This window comes from Kitasatospora albolonga (assembly GCA_002082585.1).
In the GTDB taxonomy this organism is placed as follows: domain Bacteria; phylum Actinomycetota; class Actinomycetes; order Streptomycetales; family Streptomycetaceae; genus Streptomyces; species Streptomyces stephensoniae.
Map to the genome: position 1 here is coordinate 7,777,403 of CP020563.1, position 24,119 is coordinate 7,801,521.

The following is a 24,119-nucleotide window of genomic DNA, read 5'->3' on the forward strand; positions in this document are numbered from 1 at the left end:
CGGCATGATCCAAACGAGAGGCCCTAGCTCAGCGTCCCTGCCCCGCGATGCCGGCCAGCCGCCGCAGTGAGTCCACCAGCGCCTCACGGTCGTACGTACTCGTCGTCACGAGCACCTCGTCCGCCCCGGTCTCCTTGATGGCCTGCTCCAGTTGCTCGGTGACCTGGTCCTCCGTGCCGTGGATATGGCCGTCGAGCCCGCGCTCGTACAACTCCCGCTCCTTCGCCGTCATCGTGCGGCTCTCGATCTCCTCGGCGGGCGCGAGCGGCGGGAAGCTGCCGCGGGTGCGGGAGTACGCCATGGCCCAGGCTTCCGGGACCAGCAGGCGCCGGGCCGCCTCCTCCGAGCCCGCGACGGCCACCGTCCCGGAGACGATCACCTCGGGGCGCTCGGCGCGGGCCGAGGGCCGGAAGTCCCTGCGGTACACCTCGATGGCGCGGAGCACCTTCTCCCGGCCGCGCAGATCGCCGATGACCAGGGGAAGACCGGCCGCCGCCGCGACCGCGGCGCCCTCGCCGACCGCGAGGACGTACGCGGGGATGCGCAGCCCCTCCGCCGGGCGGGCGTGCACCTGGGGGTGGGCCCGCTGGGTGCCGTCGATCCAGCCGAGCAGTTCGGTGAGGCGCCCGGGGAAGTCCTCGGCGTCGCGCAGATCGTGGCCCAGCGCCCGGCGGATGCCGTCGGTGAAGCCCACGGACCGGCCGAGCCCCATGTCGATCCGGCCGGGGAAGAGGGAGGCGAGCACGCCGAACTGCTCGGCGACGACGAGCGGCCGGTGGTTGGGGAGCATCACCCCGCCGGTCCCGACCCGGATGGCGGAGGTCGCGGCGGCGACGGCGGCGGCCAGCACGGTCGGCGCCGACCCCGCGACGCCCGGCACGCTGTGGTGCTCGGAGACCCAGAAGCGGTGGTAGCCGAGGGACTCCACCTCCCTCGCCAGCGCCACGGTGTCGCGCAGCGCCTGGGGGCCGTCGTGCCCCTCGCGGGTGCGGGAGCGGTCCAGGAACGAGAACCGGGTCGAGGCGATCACAGAGCTCACACCCTGTTCAACGCCCCGGCCCGGTGAGGATTCCCGCGCGTCGGGGCTTCTCTAGGCTGGCCCGGTGAATGATGATCCCCGGCCGCTGGCCGTATTCGACCTCGACGGCACGCTCGCCGACACCGCCCACCGGCAGCACTTCCTGGAGGGGGCGAAGCGCGACTGGAACGGCTTCTTCGCCGCCGCCCCCGACGATCCGCCGCTCGCCGAAGGGGTGGCGCTCGTGCTCGGCAGTGCCGAGGAGTGCGAGGTCGTCTATCTGACCGGGCGGCCCGAGCGCTGCCGCCGGGACACCGTGGAGTGGCTGAGCCGTCAGGGACTCCCCGAGGGACAGCTGTTCATGCGGCGCAACGACGACCGGCGCCCGGCCCGCCGGACGAAGCTCGACATCCTCCGGCGGCTCGGCCGGTCGCGTGAGGTGCGCATGCTGGTCGATGACGACGAGCTGGTCTGCGATGCGGCCGAATTGGCTGGATTCACCGTGGTGCGGGCCCGCTGGGCCGACCCCTCGGAGGCGCTGAAGGCCGCACAGGAGCGGGACGGGCGTACGTGATCAGGTGTTTTCGTCGAGGCGGAAGCCCACCTTCAGGCCGACTTGATAGTGCGCGATTCGGCCATCCTCGATATGACCGCGAACTTGGTTAATCTCGAACCAGTCGAGATTGTGCAACGTTTCTGCGGCTCTTGCGACGCCGTTCCGGATCGCCGCGTCAACGCCTTCGTCGGAGGTTCCTACGATTTCGGTGACCCGATAGGTGTGGTTCGACATGGTATGTCTCCTCTCTGGTGACCACGTTGCCTCAATCCCGGGGGGAGCGCGAGGGGGCGAGTGGGGCGAATCGGGACGAGGGCACGCCTTGACCTACTGAATGGTCCATACCAAAATTCAGCCAAACACCCGTGCGAGCGTCGCCCGCAATCCCCCCACACCGGGTCCAGATTTCGTCGTGCCGTTTCGCAGAAGGTGACCACGTGAAGAACCGCATACTCGCCGGAGCCATCGCGCTCGTTTCGTCCGTCACGCTGAGCGGATGTGGCTACTTCTCCGGTGGGGGTGGCGGTGACCGCACTGTGACGGTCTGGCTGATGAAGGACAGCGTCTCGCAGGGCTTCCTGGAGAAGTTCACCGAGTCGTACGAGAAGGACAATCCCTCGATCACGCTGGATTTCAAGATCCAGGAGTGGAGCGGCATCGGCCCCAAGGTCCTCTCCGCCCTGGAGAGCGACGACGCCCCCGATGTGATCGAGGTCGGCAACACGCAGGTGGCGCAGTACGCGGAGAGCGGCGGCCTGCGCGACCTCACCCTCGAATCCATGCGTGACCTGGGCAGCGAGGACTGGCTGCCCGGCCTCGCCCAGCCCGGCCAGATCAGCGGCGTGCAGTACGGCATCCCCTGGTACGCGGCCAACCGCGTGGTGATCTACAACAAGGACATCTTCAAGAGCGCGGGCATCGACGACACCCCGAAGACGCGCGCCGAATGGATCGAGGACACCGAGAAGCTCAACACCCAGGGCAACCAGGGTATTTATCTGGCCGGTCAGAACTGGTACGTGCTGGCCGGATTCATCTGGGACGAGGGCGGCGAACTCGCCGAGGGCGGCGGCGGTGACTGGCGGGGCACGCTGGACACCCCCGAGGCGCTCGCCGGAATGAACTTCTACAAGGAGCTCCAGGCGCTCGGCGACGGGCCCATGGACTCCGACGAGGAGAAGCCCCCGCAGAACGACGTATTCGCCGAGGGGGACGTCGCCCAGATCATCTCGCTGCCCGGCAGCGCCGCGCTCATCGAGCAGAAGAACCCCGAACTCAAGGGGAAGCTCGGCTACTTCCCGATTCCCGGCAAGACCGCCAAGGCCCCCGGCTCCGTCTTCACCGGCGGCTCGGACCTCATCGTGCCGAAGAAGGCCGACCAGCGCAGCGCCGGTATCGCCGTCGTCAAGGCGCTGGCGAGCGAGAAGTGGCAGACCGAGCTCGCCCGCTCCATGAGCTACGTCCCCAACAAGCCCAGCCTCGCCCATGTCGTCGAGGGTGAGGAGGGCACCGCCGCGATGGCCGAGGGCGCGAGCCAGGGCCGCGCCACGCCCAACTCCGCCCAGTGGGCCAAGGTCGAGGCGGAGAACCCGATCAAGCCGTACATGACGGCGGTGCTCCAGGGCGGCGACCCGGCCCGCGAGGCGAAGAAGGCGTCGGAGCGCATCACGGCGATGCTCTCCGGCAGCTGACCCGGTAGCCGGTCCGGCGGCGGCCTGTTCCCGGCCGGTACGGCGGCCTCTTCTCCGGCCGGTCCCGGCAGCCGCCCGGGCAGGGCAGCCGGTCCGGCGGCCGCCGGGGCCTGTGCGGCAGCTGATCCCGGTGGGGCGTCGTCCCTGGGGATTCAGCCTTCGCACATCCGCGCGCTCCACAGCGGTCACGTCGAATCCAGCCGGTGACGGGAGAAGTGAGGGGGCCGGGCCGTCGCACCCCGCGACGGCCCGGCAGCCACCCCAGCCGATCCGTCATCGGAGACCGCCATGACCGTGCTGCCCGCCGCCCCGCTCCCCGCCGCCCCGCCCGCCCCGCTCTCCACCGTTCCGCCCGCCCCGCTTCCCGCGGTCCCGCCCACTCCGCTCCCCACCGCCCCGGCCCCGACCGCCACCCGTTCCCCCGAACCGGCCTACCGGGTCTCCCTCGCCACCGGCCAGGAGGACGTGCGCGCCGCCCAGCGCCTGCGCCACCAGGTGTTCGCCGGGGAGCTCGGCGCCCGCCTCGACGGGCCCGAACCCGGCCTCGACAGCGACGCGTTCGACGCGTACTGCGACCACCTGCTGGTCCGCGAGACCGCCACGGACGAGGTCGTCGCCACCTACCGCCTCCTCCCGCCCGACCGCGCCCGGACAGCCGGACGGCTCTACGCCGAGAGCGAGTTCGACCTCACCCGCCTCGCCCCCATCCGCCACGACCTCGTCGAGGTCGGCCGCTCCTGCGTCCACCCCGCCCACCGCGACGGCGCCGTCATCGCCCTCGTCTGGGCCGGACTCGCCCGCTACATGCAGCGCTCGGGCCACACCTGGCTGGCGGGCTGCTGCTCCCTGCCGCTGTCCGACGGCGGCACGCTCGCCGCCCGCAGCTGGAACACCGTCCGCACCGCGCACCTCGCCCCCGAGGAGTACTGGGTCACCCCGCACCACCTCTGGGACGCCTCCGCGCACCCCGGCGCGGGCCCCGGCTCCCGAGCCGACCTGCCGCCCCTGCTCCGCGGCTATCTGCGGCTCGGCGCCTGGGTCTGCGGAGCACCGGCGTACGACCCCGAGTTCAACGTGGCCGACCTCTACGTCCTGCTCTCGCTGCGCCGGACCGACCCGCGCTACCTGCGCCACTTCCTCTCCCTCGTACCGCAGGCATGAGCGCCCCCCGTCCGGCGGGCGTCAGCGCCTGGCTGCCCGTCGCCCCCTGCACCCCGGCATCCTGCGCCCGGCACACCGGAGCGGCCCGGCCCCCGCTCCGCGCCGCGCTGCGGCTGCTCGCCGGGTGTGCGTGGACGCTGCTGGGAGCGGTCTGCGCCGCGCCGGTCCGGCTGCTGCCCAGGGGGCCGCGGATGCGGCTGCTGCGGTACTGGGCGCGGGGCATACCGAGGGCCTTCGGCGTACGGGTGACGGTCCGCGTGCCTCCGTACGCCCGGGGCACCGGCGGCGAACTGGTCGTCGCCAACCACATCTCCTGGCTCGACATTCCCCTCGTCGCCGCCGTGCTGCCCGGCCGGATGCTCGCCAAGACCGAGGTCCGCGACTGGCCGCTGCTCGGCCCGCTCGCCCGGTTCGGCTCCACGCTCTTCATCGACCGGGACCGCCTGCGCGCGCTGCCGGGGGCGGTGGACACGGTCGCCGCCGCCCTGCGTTCCGGCTCCCGGGTCGTGGTCTTCCCCGAAGGCAGCACCTGGTGCGGGCGGGGGCGGGGCGGGGCGTTCCGGCCGGCCGTGTTCCAGGCGGCGATCGACGCGGAGGTCCCCGTACGACCGGTCCGTATCTCGTACGGCACCGGGGGCGCGGGCGCGGTCGCGTTCGTCGGGGACGACCCGCTCGCCGCCTCCCTCTGGCGGGTGGTGCGGGCGGCCGGGCTCACCGCCGAGGTCCGCGTCCTCGCCCCCGTCCCGGCACGCGCCTACGCCTCCGTCCCCGCGCCCGGGGAGCCCGGCCGCCGTGAACTGGCCCGCGCCGCCCGGGCCGCCGTCCTCGGCAGCGACCGTACGGCGACGGCGCGGACGGCGGCGACGGCCCGGGGAGCCGCGACGGCCCGGGGGCCGGCGAAGGCACCGGCCCGGACCCCCGCCGAAGCACCGCCCCCGACCCCGGCCCCGGCCGAGGCACCGGCCCCGGCAGCCCTCCCCGTACCGGCTTCGGCAGGCGCGACCGCTCCACCCGTACCGGCCCCCGCAGCCGCGACCGCCGCCCGGCCGTCGATCCCTCAGACCGCCGTGGCCAGCGACAGGGCGAACCGCCCCTCCGCATCCGTCCACCACTGAGCGAGCCGGAGCCCGGCGCCCGCCAGCTCCTCGCGCACGTCCTCCTGGCGGAACTTCGAGGACACCTCCGTACGCAGCTCCTCACCGGCCTCGAACGGCACCACCAGGTCCAGCTCCCGGATCTTCACGTTCAGCGCCCGGCGGGCGCGCAGCCGCATCTCGATCCACCGCTGTTCCGGGTTCCACACCGCGACATGCTCGAAGTCCTCCAGCGGGAAGTCCGCGCCCAGCTCCCGGTTGACCACGCTGAGCACGTTCTTGTTGAACGCCGCCGTCACGCCGGAGGTGTCGTCGTACGCGGCGACCAGCGTCCTCTCGTCCTTCACCAGGTCCGTGCCGAGCAGCAGCGCGTCACCCGGCGTCAGGAGCGAGCGCACCGAGTGCAGGAAGCCTGCCCGCTCCTCGGGGAGCAGGTTCCCGATGGTGCCGCCCAGGAAGGCGACGAGCCGGGGGCCCGGGGTGCCCGGCAGCGCGAGACCGCCGGTGAAGTCCGCGACGATGGCGTGCACGGAGAGCCCGGGATGCTCGGCGAGCAGCGACTCGGCCGCGCCCGTCAGCGCGCTCTCGCTCACGTCCACCGGCACATAACTCTCCAGCCCCGGCAAGGCGTCCAGCAGATGGCGGGTCTTCTCCGACGAGCCCGAGCCCAGCTCGATCACGGTCCGGGCCCCCGAGGCGGCGGCGATCTCCTCGGCGCGCTCCTCCAGGATCTCCCGCTCCGCGCGGGTCGGGTAGTACTCGGGCAGCCGGGTGATCTCCTCGAACAGCTCGCTGCCGCGCGCGTCGTAGAACCACTTGGGCGGCAGCGTCTTCGGGTGCCGGGTCAGCCCGCTCAGGACATCGGCGCGCAGCGCCGCGTCCGTGGCGTCCTCCGGCAGGGTGCGGGTCAGCAGGAAAGGGCTCACGCGGCGGGCTCCTTGAGCGGTGTGGGGGTGACGTCCGAGGAGGTCGCGACCAGCAGGGTGCGGTCCGGGACCTCGCGCCAGAGCGGATCGTCGTCGTACGGTTCCGAGGCCACCGCGGTCGAGCGGCCCGGTTCATGCAGGTACCAGAGGGTATCGCCCCAGGCGGTGGCCACGACGGTCGTGCCGTCCGTGACCAGCAGGTTCAGCCGGGCGCCGGGCGCCGCCTCCGCGACCTCCCGGACGGTCTCCGCGACCGCCGTCGGTACGTCGTCCCCGGCCGCCGCACGGTGCAGGACCAGCGCCCAGAGCAGCGCCGAGTCGTTGCGGGCGGCCAGCGACAGCAGCTCCCGCGCGGGCAGCGCTCCGGCCGGTCCCGCGAGGGACGCGGGCCAGCCCGGCACCGCGCCGTTGTGGCTGAACAGCAGCCGCCCGGCGCTGTACGGCGCTGCCGCGGCCTCCCCGTCCGCGCCCGCCTCGGTGGCGTCCCGTACGGCGGCGAGCAGCGCGGTCGTCCGCACCACCCGGGCCAGATCGGTGAAGGTCTCGTCGTGCCAGATCGGCCCCTGGCGCCGGTAGCGGCCGGGGACCGGGTCGCCGTCCGCGTACCAGCCGACGCCGAAGCCGTCCGCGTTGACCGTCCCGTACCGCTGGCGGCGCGGCGCCCAGGACTGGCGCACCAGGGAGTGCTCAGGCGCGGACAATATGGTCCCGAGGGCCACCGGGTCGCCCACATAGGCGATATGACGGCACATCAGGCGTCCCTCGCGGTGCGGAATCCGGAGAAGATCTGCCGCCGCACCGGCAGGTCCCAGTTGCGGAACGTGCCCCGGCAGGCGACCTGGTCCACGGCGAACGAACCGCCGCGCAGCACCTTGTGGCCCGGACCGAAGAACACCTCCGAGTACTCCCGGTAGGGGAACGCCACGAACCCCGGATAGGGCAGGAAGTCGCTCGACGTCCACTCCCACACATCGCCGATCAGCTGGCCCGCGCCGGACGGCGCCCGGCCCGCCGGATACGCCCCGGCCCGCGCCGGACGCAGATGGCGCTGGCCCAGATTGGCCTGCTCCGGTGTCGGGTCCGTGTCGCCCCAGGGGTAGCGCAGCGAACGCCCGGTGACCGGATCGTGCCGGGCGGCCTTCTCCCACTCGGCCTCGGTGGGCAGCCGCCGCCCCGCCCAGCGGGCGTACGCGTCCGCCTCGTACCAGCTGACGTGCAGCACCGGCTCGTCCTCCGGCACCGGCTCGGTCACCCCGAACCTGCGGCGCAGCCACTGCCCGGCGTCCTGGTGCCAGAACAGGGGTGCGGTCAGGCCGTGTTCGCGGACCATGTCCCAGCCCTCGGGCGCCCACCAGCGGGGGTCGGTATACCCGCCGTCGGCCATGAACCGCTGGTACGCGCCGCAGGTGACCGGCGCGGTGTCCAGGCGGAACGCGGCCACCTCCCGCTGGTGCGCGGGCCGTTCGTTGTCCAGGGCCCACGGCTCGGCGGAGGTGCCCATGGTGAACGGGCCGCCGGGGACGAGGACTTCACCGGGCAGCGCGTCGGCGTCGGTGGGCGCGGGCGGCGCGGGAGCGGTCAGCACGGCCGGACCGGACCGCAGCTGATGGGTGATCAGCATCGTCTCGTCGTGCTGCTGTTCGTGCTGGGCGATCATCCCGAAGGCGAACCCGGCCCGCTCCAGCGGCCGTCCCCCTTCGTGCAGCGGGGCACCCTCCAGGATGTCCAGGGCCCTGCCCCGTACATCGGAGGCGTACGTCCGCGCCTCGGCGGGCGCCAGCAGCGGCAGCGAGGGCCGCGCGGCGCGGGGGTGCTCGAACGCGTCGTACAGCCCGTCGATCTCGGGGCGCAGGGCCTGCCGGCCGCCCACGGCACGGAGCAGCCACTGCTCCTCCTGGTTGCCGATGTGGGCCAGGTCCCAGACGAGCGGGGACATCAAGGGGGAGTGCTGGGCGGTGAGTTCACCGTCCTCGACACTGTCGGTCAGGATCGCGGTGCGCGCGCGGGCGGTCAGCAGCGCGTCGAGGGCGCGGCGGCGCAGCGCCTCGGGATCGTGGACTCCGGGGGCCGGGGGGAAGCCGTCCGCGGAGAGGGCGGAGGGAGCGGAGGGGGTACGGTCGTCGGTCATGCCGAGGTCACCCTTCCCGGGTGCGGCGGCGCGGGCGGCGCGTCCGCGGAGCCGGTCAGCAGGGACAGGTCGGTGAGGGCGCCCGGTCCGGGCAGGTCGTCGGCCGGACATCGGCCCCGGGCCACGTACCGGTCGTTGAAGGCCGCCACCGTCTCCCGTACGGCATCGCTCGCCCCCATCCGTTCCAGCGAGGTCAGCGCCGTGTCGAAGCAGACGGTGGCCGCCGCCCGCAGCTCCGGATCGGCCAGGCCCTCGCGGGCGGCCGTCGTCCACAGCGGGTTGCGCGGCGCGGCGGCGGAGCCCGCCGACTCGGCCAGGGGCTTCACGGTGCGGTACACGGTCTCGGCGGCCTCCGGGTCGTCGAACAGGGCGGTGGCGACGGCGAGCGGCACCAGCCAGCCGTCCGCGCCGCTCTGCGCGTCGATCATGCGCAGTTCGAGGTGCCCGCGCGGGCGGACCGGCGGGAAGAGGGTGGTGATGTGGTAGTCGAGATCGGCCCGGACCGGCGGCCGGGGCGCACCCGTTCGCATCCACTCCCGGAAGGTGAGGTCCTCGGGCACGTCCCAGGGGCCCTCCTCGCGGCGCACGCACATCACGGGCGTGTCCAGGACATGCGCGGCCCACGCCTCGCGCGGGGGGAGCGTGCCGCCCGGCGCCAGTGTCCGTACGGGGTCGAGATCTGCCCACAGCGCCTGCCGGGTGGACTTCCAGCCGGTCCTGCGCCCCTGCTGGTACGGGGAGTTGGCGAAGGCGGCCACCAGGACGGCACCGAGCAGATGGGTGAGCTGCCACCGCCTTCCGTAGCCGAGCGGCCCGGGCTCCTCCTCGCCCGCGTCCAGGCAGACCTGGACGGAGGCGGAGGTGCACATCATCGCCCGCCCGGCCGGCCCCGCACGGTCGAGCGCCGCCTCCATCGCGTCGTAACGCGGCTCGCGCAGCCTGCGGTGCGGTGTCTGCCAGGGGTCGACGCCGAGCCCGACCGGCGCGAGCCCGGCGAGGCCGAGCGAACCCCGCACGGCCGCCAGGTCCGCCGCGGTGGTCTCGACGCACTCCATCAGGGAACCGGCCGGCTGCGAGCTGAGCTCCAGCTGCCCACCCGGCTCGAACGTCAGTGCGGCGCTCAGGGGCAGCTCGCGGAGGGCCGCGACCGCGCCGTCCAGCCGCTCCTGGGCGACCGGCGCGGCGGGATGTTCCCGGTCATGGATGAGCCATTCGAGTTCCACCCCCACGGTGCGAGGGGGACCCGTCTTGAAACATATACCGCGCAGTAAATCCTGCGCCGCACCCTCGTCCAGAGGATCGGATTCCGGGCGGGGGCCGGGGCCGCCGGGTGCGTCCGAGGACATGGGGCGCCTCCTTCTCAGTCGCGTACCTACCACCCAAACCCGTACCCCGGGATCGCACAAGAGTGCCCCCGAGCCACCGGAAAAGCGGTCGTCGCGTACCGCTCCACGACCAGCATGCGACGGACGCGGCGCCCCGGCGAGCCGCGCTCAGCTCCAGCCGTACCGTTCCCGCAGCCGCCCGGTGACGGCGTCGAACCGGTCCCGGTCCAGCGCGCACGCCTCCCGCCGCATCCCGTCCTCGTGGACCCGCAGCACCCGGTCCAGATCGACCCACGACGGCCGCCCGGAGCTGTCCCACGGACCGGCCCCCAGCGCCACCCACTCGTGGTCCATGTCGTGCTGCTTGCTGGAGAGCTGGACGGCGAGCACGGTGCCCGTCGCCTCCCGGGCGACGACGAGGACCGGCCGGTCCTTGCCGCGCCCGTCGTTCTCCTCGAACGGCACCCAGGTCCAGACGATCTCGCCCGGATCGGGGTCGCCGTCGCGGTCGGGGGCGTAGGAGGTGCGGACCGGGCCCACCTCGTGCGGGTCGGCCTGGACGGTGGCGGTCGGCCCGGTGCTGCCGGGGGCCACGGGCGTGCTGTCGAAGCGCTGTGCGCTCTGGTGGAACGTCATCGCAACACCGTAGGACCTGCCCGCCCCGATCCCAGGAGCGGGTCCGCCGAACGAGGGGCGCGGCGGGGCGCTTCGGCCCGCCTGCCCGGCCGGGTGACGGAGCGGTGCCCCCGGGTCGAGGCCCCGCCCGGGGGATCTGGAAGACTGCCGGACGCCATGAGCCAGTTACCCAAGCAGCGCACCGAGGTCTCCGTCCCGACCAGCGCCGATGTCGCGCGCCTCGCCGGAGTGTCCCGGGCCACCGTGTCGTACGTCCTCAACAACAACGCCACCGTCCGGATCAGCGAACCCACCCGGCACCGCGTCAGGGAGGCCGCGACGCAACTCGGTTACGTCCCGCACGCCGCCGCCCGCAGCCTGCGCGCCGGACACAGCCGCATGGTCCTGCTGCCCTCCGGCCACATACCGGCGGGCCCGCTGCACCAGCGCTTCTTCCAGGAACTCCAGGCGGGACTGCGCCGTCTGGACTACACCGTCGTCCAGTACGGCAGCGCCGGCCTCGACGCCGACGAGGCGGCCAGGGCCTGGGCCGAACTGCGGCCCGTCGCCGTCGTCGTACCACCGGGCATCACCCTCACCCGGCACGGCACGGGCGTCCTCACCCGCTCCGGCGCCAAAGCGGTGATCACGCTCGGCCCGGAGCCGGTGGAGGGCGCCCACGGGCTGGTCATGGACCAGCGGCGGGTCGGCGCCGGCGCGGTCGGACACCTGCTGGCGCGGGGCCGCCGCCGCATCGGGGTGGTCATGCCCCGCGAACCGGGACTCGCCCCGTTCTCCGAACCCCGCCTCGCCGGGGCACGGCAGGCCGCCGGGACGGCCGGGGCCCACATCCTGCCGCTCCCGCTCCGGTACGAGGAGGAGTCGGCGGCGGAGCTGGCGGGCGGCTGGCGGGAACTGGGACTGGACGCCGTGTTCGCGTACAACGACGAGTACGCCATGCTGCTGATGCGGGCCCTCCAGGACGCGGGCGTGGCGATACCCGGTGACACGGCGGTCGTCGGAGCGGACGACCTGCTGCTCGGCAGACTGCTGCGGCCCCGCCTCAGCACGGTCCGCATGGAGCTCGCGATGGAGCACCCGCTGGCCGAGACGATCGACCGGCTCGTCCACCACCCGGGCACCGCCCCCGTCCACCACGACCTGCTGCGCACCAGCGCCGTGCACCGCGAGTCCAGCTGACCGCCCCCGGCGCGACGACATGCGCGGCGCGCGGCGGATGTCTAGCGTCGGGACCATGAGTCATCCGCAGAATTACGAGCTCCTCCTGATCCCCGACCACAGCAGGACGCGGACGGGAGCCCCCGGACGGCCGATCCGCTCGGCGGTCGTGGCCGCCACCGGCGAGACGGGGGCCTCCGGCTACCCCCGGTACGCGGGGGAGGGCATGGAGGCGGACATCGACCCGGAGACCCGCACCGTGGAGGCGGTGCTGATCGACGGCGAGGAACTGGACCCGGGGATGTCCGTGCAGGTCGCACGGGGGGACGGGAGCAACCCCCGGGCATGACGAAGAGGCCCCGGGCTGCACATGCGAAGAGGCCCGGGCCGCGCATGAAGAAGAGGCCCCGGGCCGCCAGGCGCCGCTGTTCTCGGCGCCACGCGGCCCGGGCCCTCGGCGCCCTCGGCGCGCTCACGCCGGGTGCCGCCGGAACAGGGCGCCTACTGGGGCTCCTGCTGCCCCGGCCCGGCCTCCGCCGCCCGCTTCTGCTCCTCGACGGACCTGCGGACCTCGTCCATGTCCAGGTTCCGGGCCTGGCCGATGACGTCCTCGAGAGCCGCCTCGGGCAGGGCACCGGGCTGCGAGAACACCGCCACGTTGTCCCGGACGATCATCAGCGTCGGAATGGACCGGATGTCGAAGGCGGCCGCCAGCTCCTGCTGCGCCTCCGTGTCGACCTTCGCGAAGACCAGGTCGGGGTGGCGCTCGGACGCCGAGTCGTAGACCGGGGCGAACTGTCGGCAGGGGCCGCACCAGGAAGCCCAGAAGTCGATCAGGACGAAGCCGTTGTCACTGACGACCTGATCGAAGTTTTCCTTGGTGAGCTCTACGGTGCTCATACGTCAGATACCTCTTCCTGTGCCCGTTCGGACCTGTCCGGCACAACGGTGCGTGCACGTGCGCTATTCCGCCTGCCCATGTGGCCGGGGCGCACACGCGCGACGACACTGTTTCCATGACTTCCATGACAGACGCAGTGGATGCTTCCGAGTACGACGTCGTGGTCATCGGTGCGGGTCCGGTGGGGGAGAACGTGGCCGACCGGGCGCGTGCCGCCGGGCTCAGCGCCGCCGTGGTGGAGTCCGAGCTGATCGGCGGCGAATGCTCGTACTGGGCCTGCATGCCGAGCAAGGCCCTCCTGCGCCCCGTGGTCGCCCGCGCCGACGCCCGCCGCGTACCGGGCCTGAGCTCCGCCGTGCGGGGCCCCCTCGACGTACCGGCCGTCCTCGCCCACCGGGACGGGATGACGAGCCACTGGAAGGACGACGGGCAGGCCGGCTGGCTGGAGGGCATCGGAGCCGACATCCACCGGGGTACGGGCCGCCTCACCGGCCCCCGCGAGGTCACCGTCACCGCCCCCGACGGCACCGTGCACCGGCTCACCGCCCGGCACGCCGTGGCCGTGTGCACCGGCACCAGGGCCGTCGTCCCCGACCTCCCGGGCATCGCCGAGGCCCGCCCCTGGACCAGCCGCGAGGCCACCAGCGCCAAGGAGGTGCCCGGCCGGCTCGTGGTCGTCGGCGGGGGAGTGGTCGGCGTGGAGATGGCGACCGTCTGGCAGGCGCTGGGCGCCGAGGTGACGCTGCTGATCCGGGGCGGGGGCCTGCTCCCGAAGATGGAGCCCTTCGCGGGCGAGCTGGTGGCCGAGGCGCTGACGGAGGCCGGAGCCACCATCCGTACGGGAGTCTCCGTCACCGCCGTGCACCGCCCCGCACCGGACGGCCCGGTCACGGCCGTCCTGGACGACGGCACCCGGATCGAGGCCGACGAGATCCTCTTCGCCACCGGCCGGGCCCCGCGCACCGACGACCTGGGCCTGGAGACGGTCGGCCTGGAGCCCGGCTCCTGGCTCACGGTGGACGACAGCTGCCGCGTCGAGGGCACGGACTGGCTGTACGCGGTCGGGGACGTCAACCACCGTGCCCTCCTCACCCACCAGGGCAAGTACCAGGCCCGTATCGCGGGCGCGGCGATCGCCGCCCGGGCCCGGCAGACCCCGCCCCTGGACACGGCCCCCTGGGGCCCCCACGCGGCCACCGCCGACCACGCGGCCGTTCCCCAGGTCGTCTTCACCGACCCCGAGGCCGCCTCCGTCGGCCTCACCCTCGCCGAGGCCGAACGCACGGGCAGGCGGGTCCGCGCCCTTGACTACGACCTCGCCTCGGTCGCCGGCTCCGGCCTGTACGCCGACGGCTACAAGGGCCGCGCCCGCATGATCGTGGACCTGGACCGCGAGATCCTCCTCGGCGTGACCTTCGTCGGCCCCGGCATCGGCGAACTCCTGCACTCCGCGACGGTCGCGGTGGCGGGGGAGGTGCCCATCGACCGGCTGTGGCACGCGGTTCCGGCGTACCCGACGATCAGCGAGGTGTGGCTGCGGCTGCTGGAGACGTACCGGGGGTGAGTACGGACGGAGCCGGGGGCGGAGGCGGTGAGAGGCCGGACCGCCCCTACTCCGCGGCGCGCCGCCGCCGACGCGCGCGCTCGAACTCGGCGGCATCCGGAATCCAGGAGCCGTACGGTCCGAGTGCGGCGCAGCCGCCGCCGACGAAGGCGCTCACCAGCTTCCGGTACCCGTCCATCCCGTCGACCAGGCTGTACTCGACCCGGTACTCCGGGTCCGACCCGCCCTCACCCTTGCGTACCGTCGTGACCCGGGCGATGGAGTCCGCGTAGAAGTGGAGCTGGACGCCCTCGCCCATCTCCTCGTCCTCGATGGTGAACACCTCGTTGTCCCCGGCGGAGCGCTCGCCGACGAACTCCCAGAACTCCGCGGTGGCGGTACGGGGATGGCCCCGGCGCCACTTCCTCTCGACGCCCTTGTCGTCGGTGAAGGACAGGGCCGTCTTCCGCGCACTCCCGCCGACAGCCTCTTCATCGTCGTCCAGGGATGAGTTCCTGGCGCGCTCCGCGGCCTCCGAGCACATCAGGAAGCTCACGGTACGCACTGCGTCCTCGGCGAGCCCGGGCCGTGCGCGGCGGACGGCGGTTTCGACGGCCTTCGCCATCCGGTCCCAGTCGCGCTTGTCCGTGGCGCGCTTCCCCCGCCGTGGATCGCGGCCGATCCGCATCCCGGCGCACGCCTGCTCCGCGGTGGCGATGACCCGTACGACCTCGGGCAGCAGCGCGGGATCGACGGCACCGGGTATCCGTTTCGGAACCGCCGCGCCGTGCAGGTACTGGCCCGTGTACTTCAGAAGCGCGGTGTCGAGCGGGCCGAGCACCACTCCGCGCTCGGCACGACGGCGGTGCGCGTGGTCCTCCTGGGCCCGCTTCCCGTCGGACGTCTCGGTCGCCGCGCGCAGCGCCGCGCAGACCTGACCGCGTTCGAGCAGACGGGTGTCGGCCCCGTGGGCGACGAGTCGGGCCCTGTCCCACGGGATGCGCCGGAAGAGCGCGTCGACGTCCTCGGGCGCGGAGAGGAGCACCGGGTCCAGGAGCGCGACGGCGGCTTCCTCGTCGAGCCTGCCCCGGGTTCCGGCGGCGTCGCACAGCGGGAGGACCGCGCTCCACAGCAGCAGGTGCCGGGCCAGATCCTCCTGGATCACCGTGAGGTGGGCTTCCCCGATCGGGAACGTGAACGTGCGGGGCTCGTGGTTGGCGTCGGCCCCGGCACCCAGCATCAGCTTCAGTTCACCGTCCTCACGGATCACGTTCGGAATCCAGCCGCTCCGGCGCGCGAAAACGATGTCTCTCATGGGCCCAGTCTTCCCCATAGGACGAGGCCGGGGCCCGGCCCGCGATGTCGGGCAGGACCACGGCGATGAGGGCCGGACCGCGGAGAACCCGCGGTCCGGCCCTCATCGCCGTCATCCGTGCCGCCCGGCGCTCCCACCGGGCCTACATCAGCGAGACGATCGCCGGCCCGAAGGCCGCGCCGAGCAGATAGCAGAGGTTGAACAGGCCGATGGCCGCCGGGCGCTCCTCGTCCGGCACGGCCTTGGTGGAATGCACCGCGAAGACGCCCTGCCCGGAGGCCGCCGCGATCGAGGCGAGGGCCTGGGCCAACAGCAGCAGCACCGCGACGGTGCTCACCGAGGCCAGCACCACCCCGGCGGCGCTCAGGGCGACCAGGACGATGATCACCGGTTGGCGGCCCACCTTCGCCGACAGGGAGACCACCGCCCACGACAGCGCACCGCCCAGCAGCATCGGCCAGACCATGGCCGCCCCGATCCGGCCGCTCGACCAGGACGTGTGGTCGGACAGGGCGTCGGCGACCGCGAACATCATGCCGAAGTTGGCCACCGCGAGCAGGAGCGCCAGCACCGAGGAGATCAGGAAGACGGGGCTGCGTACCACCACCGCCGGGACGAACCCCTGCGGCCTGCGCCGCAGATGCCACACCAGTGCGGCGATCGTCAGCACCGAGACGACCCCGGCGACCGCCGGGTAGTGCGGGACGAAGACCAGCGCCGTGACCACCGCGGTCAGCAGCACCGCGCCGAGCCCGTCGAAGGCGGCGGTCGAGGTCGGCCTGGTGGGGACCCGCCGGATGACCACCAGCAGACCGATCAGGCTGATCGCGGGCAGGGCGAGGGTCGCCTGCCAGTTCAGCGCGTCGTTGACGAGCGAGCCGACCAGCGGCGAGGTGGAGCCGACCACCGCCAGTGAGGCGGTGACGAAGCCCATCGAGCGGGCGGAGTCCGTCAGGCTCATGGCGATGGAGGTCAGTCCGGCGGTGCCGAGAGCCTGGAGCGCGCAGCCGATGATGACGGCCGGCAGCAGCGGCACGGTGAGCACCAGGAGAGCGCCGAGCAGCACCAGCAGCCCGCTGGCGCCCAGTGCGGCCCGTGCTCCGCGGTGCCGCAGCAGACCCGCCATCAGGGGCGTGCCCACCGCGATGCCCCAGCCGAAGGCAGTCACGCCCCAGGTGACGGTGGAGACGCTGGTGGACAGGTCCCAGGCGATGTCGTCCAGGACCAGGGCGGGCCCGGCGATGCCGAACGAGAGCGGGCCGGCCATCAGCCCCAGCCAGAGGGTGGGGATACGGGCGGTGCCGGGTTCCGGGGCAGCGGCGTCCTGGGGGCGCGCGGTGCCCGGACCCGTGAGGGAGTCACTCATCAGTAGTTCTCCAGTCGTGAGGGAGGGGCCGGGCGGGCTTCGTCTGTACGGTCCCGGCACACCGGGCACCGCCCGGTGTGCCGGGCCGTCACGAGGTCAGGCGGACAGCGTGGGGTAGTCGGTGTAGCCCCGGTGGTCGCCGCCGTAGAAGGTGCTCGGGTCCGGCGTGTTGTACGGGCCACCGGCCTGGATGCGCCGGTCCAGGTCCGGGTTGGCGAGCCAGAGCGAGCCGATGCTGACCGCGTCGGCGAGACCGTCCCGCACCACCTGGAGCGCGACCTCGGGGGTCACCGACGGCTCCGCGCCGGTCCGGTGCGGGTTGAGGATCAGCGTGCCCGGCCACTCGGCGCGGATCAGCTCGGTGACCTCGCGGTGGCCGAACTCCATGATGTGCACGTAAGCGAGGTTGTACGGCGCCAGCGTGCGGATCAGCGTGCGGTACAGCCCGGCCGGGTCGCTCTCGCTGACGCCCTCGCTGGTCGACCCGGGGGAGAGGCGGATGCCCACGCGCTCGGGCCCGATGGCGTCGCTGACGGCCCGCGCCACCTCGTCCGCGAACCGCACCCGGTTCTCCACCGAGCCGCCGTAGACATCGGTGCGGTGGTTGGAGCCGTCGGCGAGGAACTGCTGGATCAGGTAGCCGTTGGCCCCGTGCAGCTCCACCCCGTCGAACCCGGCCTCCACCGCGTACTGGGCGGCCGATACGAAGTCCTCCACCGTCCGCGCTATGTCCTCCAGGGTCATCTCGCGCGGAACGGGGTGGTCGACCTTGCCCTCGGGGGTGTACATCTGCCCGCCGGTGGCGATGGCCGAGGGAGCCAGCGGAAGAGCACCGTCCGGGTAGAGGCTGGGGTGGCCCACCCGGCCGGAGTGCATGAGCTGGACGAAGATCCGGCCGCCCGCCGCGTGCACGGCGTCGGTCACCCCGCGCCAGGCAGCGGCCTGCTCCGCCGAGTGCAGACCGGGGGTGTCGATGTAGCCCTGGCCGATCACGCTCGGCTGGGTGCCCTCGGTGATGATCAGCCCGGCCCCGGCCCGCTGGGCGTAGTACTCGGCGGTCAGCGCGTTCACCGAGCGGTCGACGGAGCGGCTGCGGGTCATCGGCGCCATCACCAGGCGGTTCGGCAGGGTCGTCTTGCCCACGCGCAGGGGTGCGAACAGCTCGTACATGGTCTCCTCCATCAGGTTGTGATCATCAGCGGTTGTCCTGATCACGACGGTAGGAGCGCAGCTCGCACGGCGAATCCGTAGTCTCTACTGCTCCGGATACGTAGGTACGGATACGTAGGTCCGGATCAGTAGCATGGGACCGTATACCCAGGGCATGCGGGCGGATCTTCGAACGGGTGGAGGGGGACGTCGGTGCTGTACGGGCGAACCACCGAGCAGGAGCGGCTGGAGCGGCTGGTGGCCGGGGCACGTGCCGGGCGCAGCGGCGCTCTCCTGGTGCGTGGCGAGGCGGGCATCGGCAAGACGGCCCTGCTCGACTGGCTCGCCGGGACGGCGGTGCGGGACGACGGGGAGGACGGCCGCCCGCTGCGCGTCCTGCGGGTCACCGGTATCGAGCCGGAAGCCGATCTGGCCTTCGGCGGCCTGGTCCAGCTGCTGTGGCCGGTGCAGGACCGCCTGGACGCCCTGCCCGGACCCCAGGCCGCCGCGCTGCGGGCGGTCCTCGGCACCGGACAGGAGCGCGGGCCGGACCGCTTCCTCACCGGGCTCGCGGTGCTCACCGTCCTCGCCGATCTCGCCGACGACGGCCCCGTCCTGTGCCTGGTCGACGACGCCCAGTGGCTGGACCAGGCCACGGCCGAGGCCCTGCTGTTCGCCGCCCGCCGACTGGCCGCCGAGGGGGTGGCCATGGTGCTGGCGGGCCGGGACGACGGCTTCACCGCCCCGGGCATCCCGGAGCTGCGGCTGAACCGGCTGGACTTCGAGGACTCCTCGCGGCTGCTGGCCGAACGCGGCGCCGCGCCCGCGCTGCGCTCCCAGATCATCGCCGCGTCCGCGGGGAACCCCCTCGCGCTCATCGAGTTCGACTCCGCGCGGCGCGAGCAGCAGTACCAGCACGACCCGCTGCCGGTCGCGGACCGGGTGCTCTCGGGCTTCCGTTCGCAGATCGGCAGGCTGCCGGAGCGCACCCGGCTGATGATGCTCATCGCGGCGGCCGAGGCACGCGGCGATCTGCCCATGCTGCTGCGGGCGTCGGAGCTGCTGGGCGTGGACCTCGGCGACCTGGAGGAGGCCGAGCGGAACGGTCTGCTGTACGTCATGGACGGCATCGTCACGTTCCGGCATCCGCTGATCGCCTCGGCGACGTACCAGGGTGCGGTGCTCGCCCGCCGGATCGCCGTGCACCGGGCGCTGGCCGATGCCGCCGAGGACCCCGACTGCCGTGCCCGGCACCTGCTGGCGGTGGCCAACGGGCCCGACCAGGAGATCGCCCTGGAGCTGGCCGCAGCGGCCGGGCGGGCCCGGGACCGTACCGCGTACGCGGCGGCCTCCGGCCTGTACCGGCACGCCGCCCGGATCGCCGCCGACCACCGGCAGCGCGCCGCCTGGCTGACCGAAGCGGCCACGCTGGCCCTCGCGGCGGGCCACACCTCGCAGGCGGACCGGCTCGCCGGGGAGGCCGACGAGCTGACCGACGAACCGGCCGTCGGAGCCCGGGTCGCCTCGGTCCGCGCGGCGGTCGCCTTCGAGCTGGGCGACCGGAGGGAAGCCGCCCGCGGCCTGCTGGCCCGCGCCGGGGACACCGCCACCGCGGAGACGGCCGGCCTGCTCCGTACCGCCGCCGCCTACGGCTGGCTGGCCGGAGACGGGGAGACGGTGCGCGCCGCCGCCGGTCGGCTCGCGGCGGGCGACTGCGCCGATCCGCTGGTCGAGGGGCTGGAGCGGCTCTGCGAGGACGACGCCGAGCACGGACTGCCGCTGCTCGCCCGGTTCCTGGAGGGAGGGCTCGACGCATCCGCCGGACCCGGGGCCGACGGCCAGGCCGTCCGGATGCTCGCGCTCACCTGCGGCCTGGTCCTCGGCGACGACGCGGCGGCGCTCGAGCTCGCCTCGGCGGAGGTGCGACGGTGCCGCTCCGAGGCCCTGATCGGCGAACTCCCGTACGCCCTCGACATCCTGACGCGCGTTCAGCTGCTGACGGGACACCACCGGGACGCCGAGGCGGGGGTCGCGGAGGCGGAGGAGATCGCCCGGGGCACCGGGATGCGCAGGCGCCTGGCCCGCCTCGGCGGGGTGCGCGCGCGGATCGCGGCCATCGAGGGGGACGCGCGGCGCGTCCGGGAGATCGCGGAGGCCACGCCCGAGGCCCTGCGCACCGGAGTGGACTGCGCACACGTCCTGCTCGACCTGGGGCTGGGCGACTTCGAGGCGGCCCTCACCCGGCTGGACCCGCCGCCGCCCGGCCCGGACCGGTACACCTGGCTGTCCCTGTCCACCGCCGCCGACCAGATCGAGGCCGCGGTGCGGCTCGGCCGGCCGGAGCGCGCCGAGGAGGCGATGCGCCACTTCGAGAACTGGGCCCGGGCCGGAGCGGCCGCCGCGCCCTGGGCGCAGGCGGTGGTACTCAGATGCCGGGCGCTCCTCGGCGACCGGCCGGAGGACTACACACAGGCGTTGCGCCTGCACGAGAAGGGGGGCCGCCCCTTCGAACGCGCCCGCACCGAACTCCTGTACGGGGAGTGGCTGCGCCGGGCCCGGCGGCGCAACGAGGCACGGGGCGTGCTGCGTTCCGCCCTGGCCACCTTCGAGAGCCTGCGCGCGGAGCCCTGGATGCGCCGGGCCGCGGCCGAGCTCCAGGCCACAGGAGAACACCGGGTGTCGGCCCGGATGCCCGCGGACAACCCGATCGACCGGCTGACCCCGCAGGAGCTCCAGGTGGTGCGGCTGGCCAAGGACGGCAGCAGCAGCCGGGAGATCGCCGCGCAGCTCTTCCTCAGCCCGCGCACGGTCGAGCACCACCTCTACAAGGCGTATCCGAAGCTCGGCGTGGGGTCGCGCCAGGAGCTCGTGCTCCTCGACCTGACCTGACGGCGGCGCCCGGGGCCCGCCGTCCCGGGCCCCGCGCGCGGCCTGGTGGGCCGGCACATCCCACCCTTACGTGGGACAGCCCTGTTCGAATTCCTCCCGCTAGCATTTCTCTCGCGCCGGTCCATGAAATTGCATGACGGGATTTCATGGATCTTCGTCCGTGCGGTCCCATGGCCGCGACGGGCAGGGCGACGGACAGGGAAGAGAAAATGGGATTATCGAACAGAGAGGGCGTATTGACGATGCAGGAGTTCACGAACGGCATGGCTGCTAACCTCATCCCGGGCCAGTGGGTGAAGAGCCGCAAGTCCGAAGCAAACGGCATGTGCATCGAACTCGCCGCGCTGCCCCAGGGCGGCATCGCGATCCGCAACTCGACCGACCCCGACGGTGCCGCGTTGATCGTCAGGAACGCGGAGCTGGAAGCATTCGTCGACGGTGCCAAGAAGGGCGAGTTCGACTCCCTCTGCTCCCTCAACTAGTCAGCGGAGCACACAGGTTCGGGCGACACCTTCGCTTCCGGCATGCCATCATGTGATGACTGCCCGCTGAAGGAGAAGGCGTGTCCCCGGAACCCGTTCCCATCATCCGTCTGGCCCGGCACGCCGCCGGGCCAGACGCCACAAAGACAGCGGCCAACATCATGCTGGGGCTCGCCGTCAAGGAATTCCGTGACGCGGCCGGCCTGACGCAGACGGCGCTGGCGAAAACCGTCCCCGTTTCCAATTCAACGATCAGTCGTCTGGAAAACGCCGAGACCACGCCCGAGCGGCGCACGGTCGAAGCGGTGATGGAACATCTGGATCTCGACGAACCCGCGCGCGAGAAGCTGACGATGCTGCTCTCCCGCGCTCTGGAACCCGAATGGTTCCAGAGCCGGTTCGCCGACTGCACCGCCGAGTACCTGCGTCGGCTGCTCGGTCTCGAGTCCATGGCCGTCGGGCTCACCACGTACGACGTGCGCCTGGTGTCGGGGCTGTTGCAGACAGCGGAGTACGCGCGCTGCATCGTCCGCACCGGACTCCACATCAGCGAGTGGGACAGCCCGGAGATGGAGATGCGCGTCGCCCTGCGCCAGGAGCGTCAGGACCGCGTCTTCCAGCAGGCCGAACCGCCGCGCTGTGTGTTCCTGATGGACGAGTCCGTCCTGCTGCGCCGGGTCGGCCCGGACGAGGTGATGCTCGGGCAGATGCGCCATCTGCTGGAGATAGCCGACGATCCGAACGTCACCATCCGGTTCGTCCTCCTCGACCGCATGATCGCCGGCAACGAGGCGTCGATGGCGGGCGGTATGGCCCACCTCCAGTTCGGCCGCGGCGGACTGCCCGACCTCGTCTACGTCGAGAGCTACGGCAAGGCCGACTACTACACCAAGCCCGCGCGCAGCGCCGAGGAGCGCGCGAAGCCGTGGCCGACCAAGGACAACGAGTTCGAGCGGCACCTCCAGCTGCTCCTGCGCATCCAGGGTGAGGCGTGTGCCTCACCGGCGGCCAGTCGGCGCATGCTGGAGGAGGCCGTCGAACGGTACTCCTGAGGGGTTACTCCCGAGGGCTTTCGTCCGGCAGCCCCCGGCCGCCGTCGCCCGGTGTCCGTTCCCGGGACCGCACCTTCCCCAGCCCGCCGAACTCCGTCCACTCGACGCTCCGCTGGCGCTGCTGGAGCTCGGAGTCGGGCCGCCAGTCGGTCACATCGACGAGGCCCGGCTCCTCCACGAGAAGCCGCTCGAACGTTTCCTCCACGTCCGCCTTCTCGCGGACCCTGCCCCAATGGCCCCCGGTCTGCGTCTGCATGAGTTCGGTGACGTCGTCGCGGACCTTCCGGTCGTCGCTCACGAGCTGGCACACGACGACGAAGCTGCCCGGTACGAGCTTGTCGATCACCCGGTCCACCAGGGCCTTGGGTCCGGCGCTGTCGGGCAGGCAGTGCAGTACGGAGACGAACAGGGCGGCCACCGGCCGGGTGAGGTCGATGAGCCGGGTGAAGTCCGGGTGCCCGAAGATGGTGTCGGTGTCCGTCATGTCGACCGGCAGGATCGTGGTGTTGTCGTTCTCGTCCAGCAGGGACTGCCCCAGCGCCAGGACGACAGGGTCGTTGTCGACATAGACGACACGGGAGGCGGGATCGGCCTCCTGGGCGATCTGGTGCACGTTCCGCTGGGTCGGCAGGCCGGAGCCGAAGTCGATGAACTGCTTTATCCCGTGCTCCTCGGCCAGCACCCGGACCACCCGTTGGAGGAACCACCGGTTGTTCAGCGCGAGCTCGCGCGATGTCGGGGCCACCTCCAGCAATAACTCACAGGCGGCTCGGTCCACTTCGTAGTTGTTGCTGCCGCCCAGCAGCCAGTCGTACATCCGCGCCGCACTGGGCAACGACAGATCGACATGTTTTCTCTCCAGCAACGGCCCGTCCCCTCGCCGATTCCGCCCCGATCGGAGTGAAGTCGCCCATCTTAGGAGGGCAGCGCGCAGCAGCACCACTACCGGTAAGAGTGAAGGGTGGCGCAGGCTGGCGAAAAGTGGCGCACCCCGGCGTACCGGGCCGGAGAGTGAATATGCCGGAGGAATTCACGGGTGGGTCAGGGGCGCCTCCCTTCCATGAGATTCGGCAGCGCGCGCCGCACGACGGTCAGGGCGGTTGCGACGGCGGGCGGTTCGGTGCCCATCAGTTCGGCTGCCTCGTCGATGCCGAAGCCGAGCCGGCAGTACAGCACCACGCTGTCGGCGTGCCCGTCCGGGAGCCGCCGGTACAACTCGGCCAGGGCGGGGTTCCGTTGCGTGGTGCGATCGGCCTCCCGGCCCACCCGGATACGCAGTTCCTGCCAGACCTCGGCCGCGGGGCAGGGCTGGCTCAATATGAAGCCCCAGCGCTTCCGGGCCGAGACCAGTGTGGTGCTCACGACGGCGGCGGCCGACGTGGTGCCCGCGACGCCCTGCGGGGCCTCCTCGGGAGACAGGCGGGCCTCGGCATAGCGCAGATAACGCGGCCTGTTCCGTTCGACGAAGGCCGCGAACCCGAGGTCGAATGCCGGGCCGCCGATCCCGGCTCCGGTGGACACGGGAACCCGCATGTCAGACGAGACCGGGCAGGCGGAGGGCGGCGGACTCGCCCGCGTCGAGCGCGGTGCCGGAGAACACGGTCCGCATGAGGGCGAAGGCGCTGAGAAAGGTGTTCGGCCGCATCGCCGTACGACCTCGTGGGTCATCGGGAATCCCCACGGGAACGATATTGAAACTGGTACCGTGAAATTGCCCGGAGGGCAGCTG

At 72.7% G+C, this 24,119-nt stretch carries 23 protein-coding genes; 10 read left to right on the forward strand and 13 right to left on the reverse strand.

Annotation, left to right across the window (positions count from 1 at the left end; translation table 11 throughout):
• Positions 1-28: 28 nt before the first annotated feature.
• Positions 29-1,039 (reverse strand): luciferase family oxidoreductase, encoded by a 1,011-nt coding sequence (locus B7C62_33740; GenBank protein ID ARF76695.1) that lies wholly within the window; start codon positions 1,037-1,039, stop codon positions 29-31.
• A gap of 64 nt (positions 1,040-1,103) precedes the next feature.
• On the opposite strand from B7C62_33740, the gene B7C62_33745 reads away from it, so the two are divergent.
• The gene (locus tag B7C62_33745) at positions 1,104-1,592 is read left to right on the forward strand and encodes a hypothetical protein (protein ARF76696.1); all 489 of its coding nucleotides are present in this window, start codon (positions 1,104-1,106) and stop codon (positions 1,590-1,592) included.
• Here the strand turns inward: B7C62_33745 and B7C62_33750 are convergent, their stop codons facing one another.
• Positions 1,593-1,808, reverse strand: a complete 216-nt coding sequence (locus B7C62_33750) for a dodecin family protein (GenBank protein ID ARF76697.1) — start codon at positions 1,806-1,808, stop codon at positions 1,593-1,595.
• 203 nt (positions 1,809-2,011) lie between these two features.
• On the opposite strand from B7C62_33750, the gene B7C62_33755 reads away from it, so the two are divergent.
• From B7C62_33755 to B7C62_33765, 3 genes are all read left to right on the forward strand, one after another.
• Complete coding sequence (locus tag B7C62_33755) at positions 2,012-3,265, forward strand: sugar transporter (GenBank protein ID ARF76698.1); 1,254 nt, start codon at positions 2,012-2,014, stop codon at positions 3,263-3,265.
• Between the two features lie 288 nt (positions 3,266-3,553).
• Entirely contained in the window at positions 3,554-4,426 is an 873-nt protein-coding gene (locus B7C62_33760) for a GNAT family N-acetyltransferase (GenBank protein ID ARF76699.1), read from the forward strand.
• Entirely contained in the window at positions 4,423-5,541 is a 1,119-nt protein-coding gene (locus B7C62_33765) for a 1-acyl-sn-glycerol-3-phosphate acyltransferase (protein ARF76700.1), read from the forward strand. Before B7C62_33760 ends, B7C62_33765 begins: the two co-directional genes overlap by 4 nt.
• Here B7C62_33765 and B7C62_33770 read toward each other — a convergent pair.
• From B7C62_33770 to B7C62_33790, 5 genes are all read right to left on the reverse strand, one after another.
• A complete protein-coding gene (locus B7C62_33770; protein ID ARF76701.1) occupies positions 5,484-6,446 on the reverse strand; it encodes an L-histidine N(alpha)-methyltransferase in 963 nt (320 codons plus the stop codon). The two genes, B7C62_33765 and B7C62_33770, sit on opposite strands and share 58 nt — an antisense overlap.
• Positions 6,443-7,198, reverse strand: coding sequence for an ergothioneine biosynthesis protein EgtC (locus B7C62_33775; protein ID ARF76702.1), 756 nt, complete (start codon positions 7,196-7,198; stop codon positions 6,443-6,445). Before B7C62_33775 ends, B7C62_33770 begins: the two co-directional genes overlap by 4 nt.
• Positions 7,198-8,574: a sulfatase-modifying factor 1 gene (locus B7C62_33780; GenBank protein ARF76703.1), complete on the reverse strand. Its 1,377-nt coding sequence runs from the start codon at positions 8,572-8,574 to the stop codon at positions 7,198-7,200. Before B7C62_33780 ends, B7C62_33775 begins: the two co-directional genes overlap by 1 nt.
• The gene (locus B7C62_33785) at positions 8,571-9,920 is read right to left on the reverse strand and encodes an ergothioneine biosynthesis glutamate--cysteine ligase EgtA (protein ARF76704.1); all 1,350 of its coding nucleotides are present in this window, start codon (positions 9,918-9,920) and stop codon (positions 8,571-8,573) included. The genes B7C62_33780 and B7C62_33785 overlap by 4 nt, the downstream gene beginning before the upstream one ends.
• 147 nt (positions 9,921-10,067) lie before the next feature.
• Positions 10,068-10,535 carry a growth inhibitor PemK gene (locus tag B7C62_33790; GenBank protein ID ARF76705.1) on the reverse strand — a complete coding sequence of 156 codons (468 nt, stop codon included), beginning with the start codon at positions 10,533-10,535 and terminating at the stop codon, positions 10,068-10,070.
• Between the two features lie 156 nt (positions 10,536-10,691).
• On the opposite strand from B7C62_33790, the gene B7C62_33795 reads away from it, so the two are divergent.
• Together B7C62_33795 and B7C62_33800 are read left to right on the forward strand one after the other, a co-directional pair.
• Complete coding sequence (locus B7C62_33795; GenBank protein ARF76706.1) at positions 10,692-11,714, forward strand: LacI family transcriptional regulator; 1,023 nt, start codon at positions 10,692-10,694, stop codon at positions 11,712-11,714.
• 55 nt (positions 11,715-11,769) lie between these two features.
• Positions 11,770-12,042 (forward strand): hypothetical protein, encoded by a 273-nt coding sequence (locus B7C62_33800; GenBank protein ID ARF76707.1) that lies wholly within the window; start codon positions 11,770-11,772, stop codon positions 12,040-12,042.
• A gap of 152 nt (positions 12,043-12,194) precedes the next feature.
• Here the strand turns inward: B7C62_33800 and B7C62_33805 are convergent, their stop codons facing one another.
• The gene (locus B7C62_33805; GenBank protein ID ARF76708.1) at positions 12,195-12,593 is read right to left on the reverse strand and encodes a thioredoxin; all 399 of its coding nucleotides are present in this window, start codon (positions 12,591-12,593) and stop codon (positions 12,195-12,197) included.
• Between the two features lie 125 nt (positions 12,594-12,718).
• Between B7C62_33805 and B7C62_33810 the strand changes: the two genes are divergently transcribed.
• Positions 12,719-14,158, forward strand: coding sequence for a pyridine nucleotide-disulfide oxidoreductase (locus tag B7C62_33810; GenBank protein ARF76709.1), 1,440 nt, complete (start codon positions 12,719-12,721; stop codon positions 14,156-14,158).
• 46 nt (positions 14,159-14,204) lie between these two features.
• On the opposite strand, the gene B7C62_33815 is transcribed toward B7C62_33810, so the two are convergent.
• From B7C62_33815 to B7C62_33825, 3 genes are all read right to left on the reverse strand, one after another.
• Positions 14,205-15,452, reverse strand: a complete 1,248-nt coding sequence (locus B7C62_33815; GenBank protein ID ARF76710.1) for a CchlT — start codon at positions 15,450-15,452, stop codon at positions 14,205-14,207.
• 142 nt (positions 15,453-15,594) lie between these two features.
• Complete coding sequence (locus B7C62_33820) at positions 15,595-16,818, reverse strand: MFS transporter (protein ID ARF76711.1); 1,224 nt, start codon at positions 16,816-16,818, stop codon at positions 15,595-15,597.
• A 96-nt stretch (positions 16,819-16,914) separates the two neighbouring features.
• The gene (locus B7C62_33825) at positions 16,915-18,000 is read right to left on the reverse strand and encodes an alkene reductase (protein ID ARF76712.1); all 1,086 of its coding nucleotides are present in this window, start codon (positions 17,998-18,000) and stop codon (positions 16,915-16,917) included.
• Between the two features lie 180 nt (positions 18,001-18,180).
• Here B7C62_33825 and B7C62_33830 point away from each other — a divergent pair, with 180 nt between their 5' ends.
• From B7C62_33830 to B7C62_33840, 3 genes are all read left to right on the forward strand, one after another.
• Entirely contained in the window at positions 18,181-20,856 is a 2,676-nt protein-coding gene (locus tag B7C62_33830; GenBank protein ARF76713.1) for a helix-turn-helix transcriptional regulator, read from the forward strand.
• Positions 20,857-21,098: 242 nt separating this feature from the next.
• Positions 21,099-21,338, forward strand: coding sequence for a DUF397 domain-containing protein (locus B7C62_33835; GenBank protein ID ARF77503.1), 240 nt, complete (start codon positions 21,099-21,101; stop codon positions 21,336-21,338).
• Positions 21,339-21,418: 80 nt separating this feature from the next.
• The gene (locus tag B7C62_33840; GenBank protein ID ARF76714.1) at positions 21,419-22,390 is read left to right on the forward strand and encodes a hypothetical protein; all 972 of its coding nucleotides are present in this window, start codon (positions 21,419-21,421) and stop codon (positions 22,388-22,390) included.
• Positions 22,391-22,394: 4 nt separating this feature from the next.
• Here B7C62_33840 and B7C62_33845 read toward each other — a convergent pair whose 3' ends face one another.
• Together B7C62_33845 and B7C62_33850 are read right to left on the reverse strand one after the other, a co-directional pair.
• A complete protein-coding gene (locus B7C62_33845; GenBank protein ID ARF77504.1) occupies positions 22,395-23,252 on the reverse strand; it encodes a hypothetical protein in 858 nt (285 codons plus the stop codon).
• 179 nt (positions 23,253-23,431) lie between these two features.
• Positions 23,432-23,923, reverse strand: a complete 492-nt coding sequence (locus tag B7C62_33850; GenBank protein ID ARF76715.1) for a hypothetical protein — start codon at positions 23,921-23,923, stop codon at positions 23,432-23,434.
• Positions 23,924-24,119: the final 196 nt, after the last annotated feature.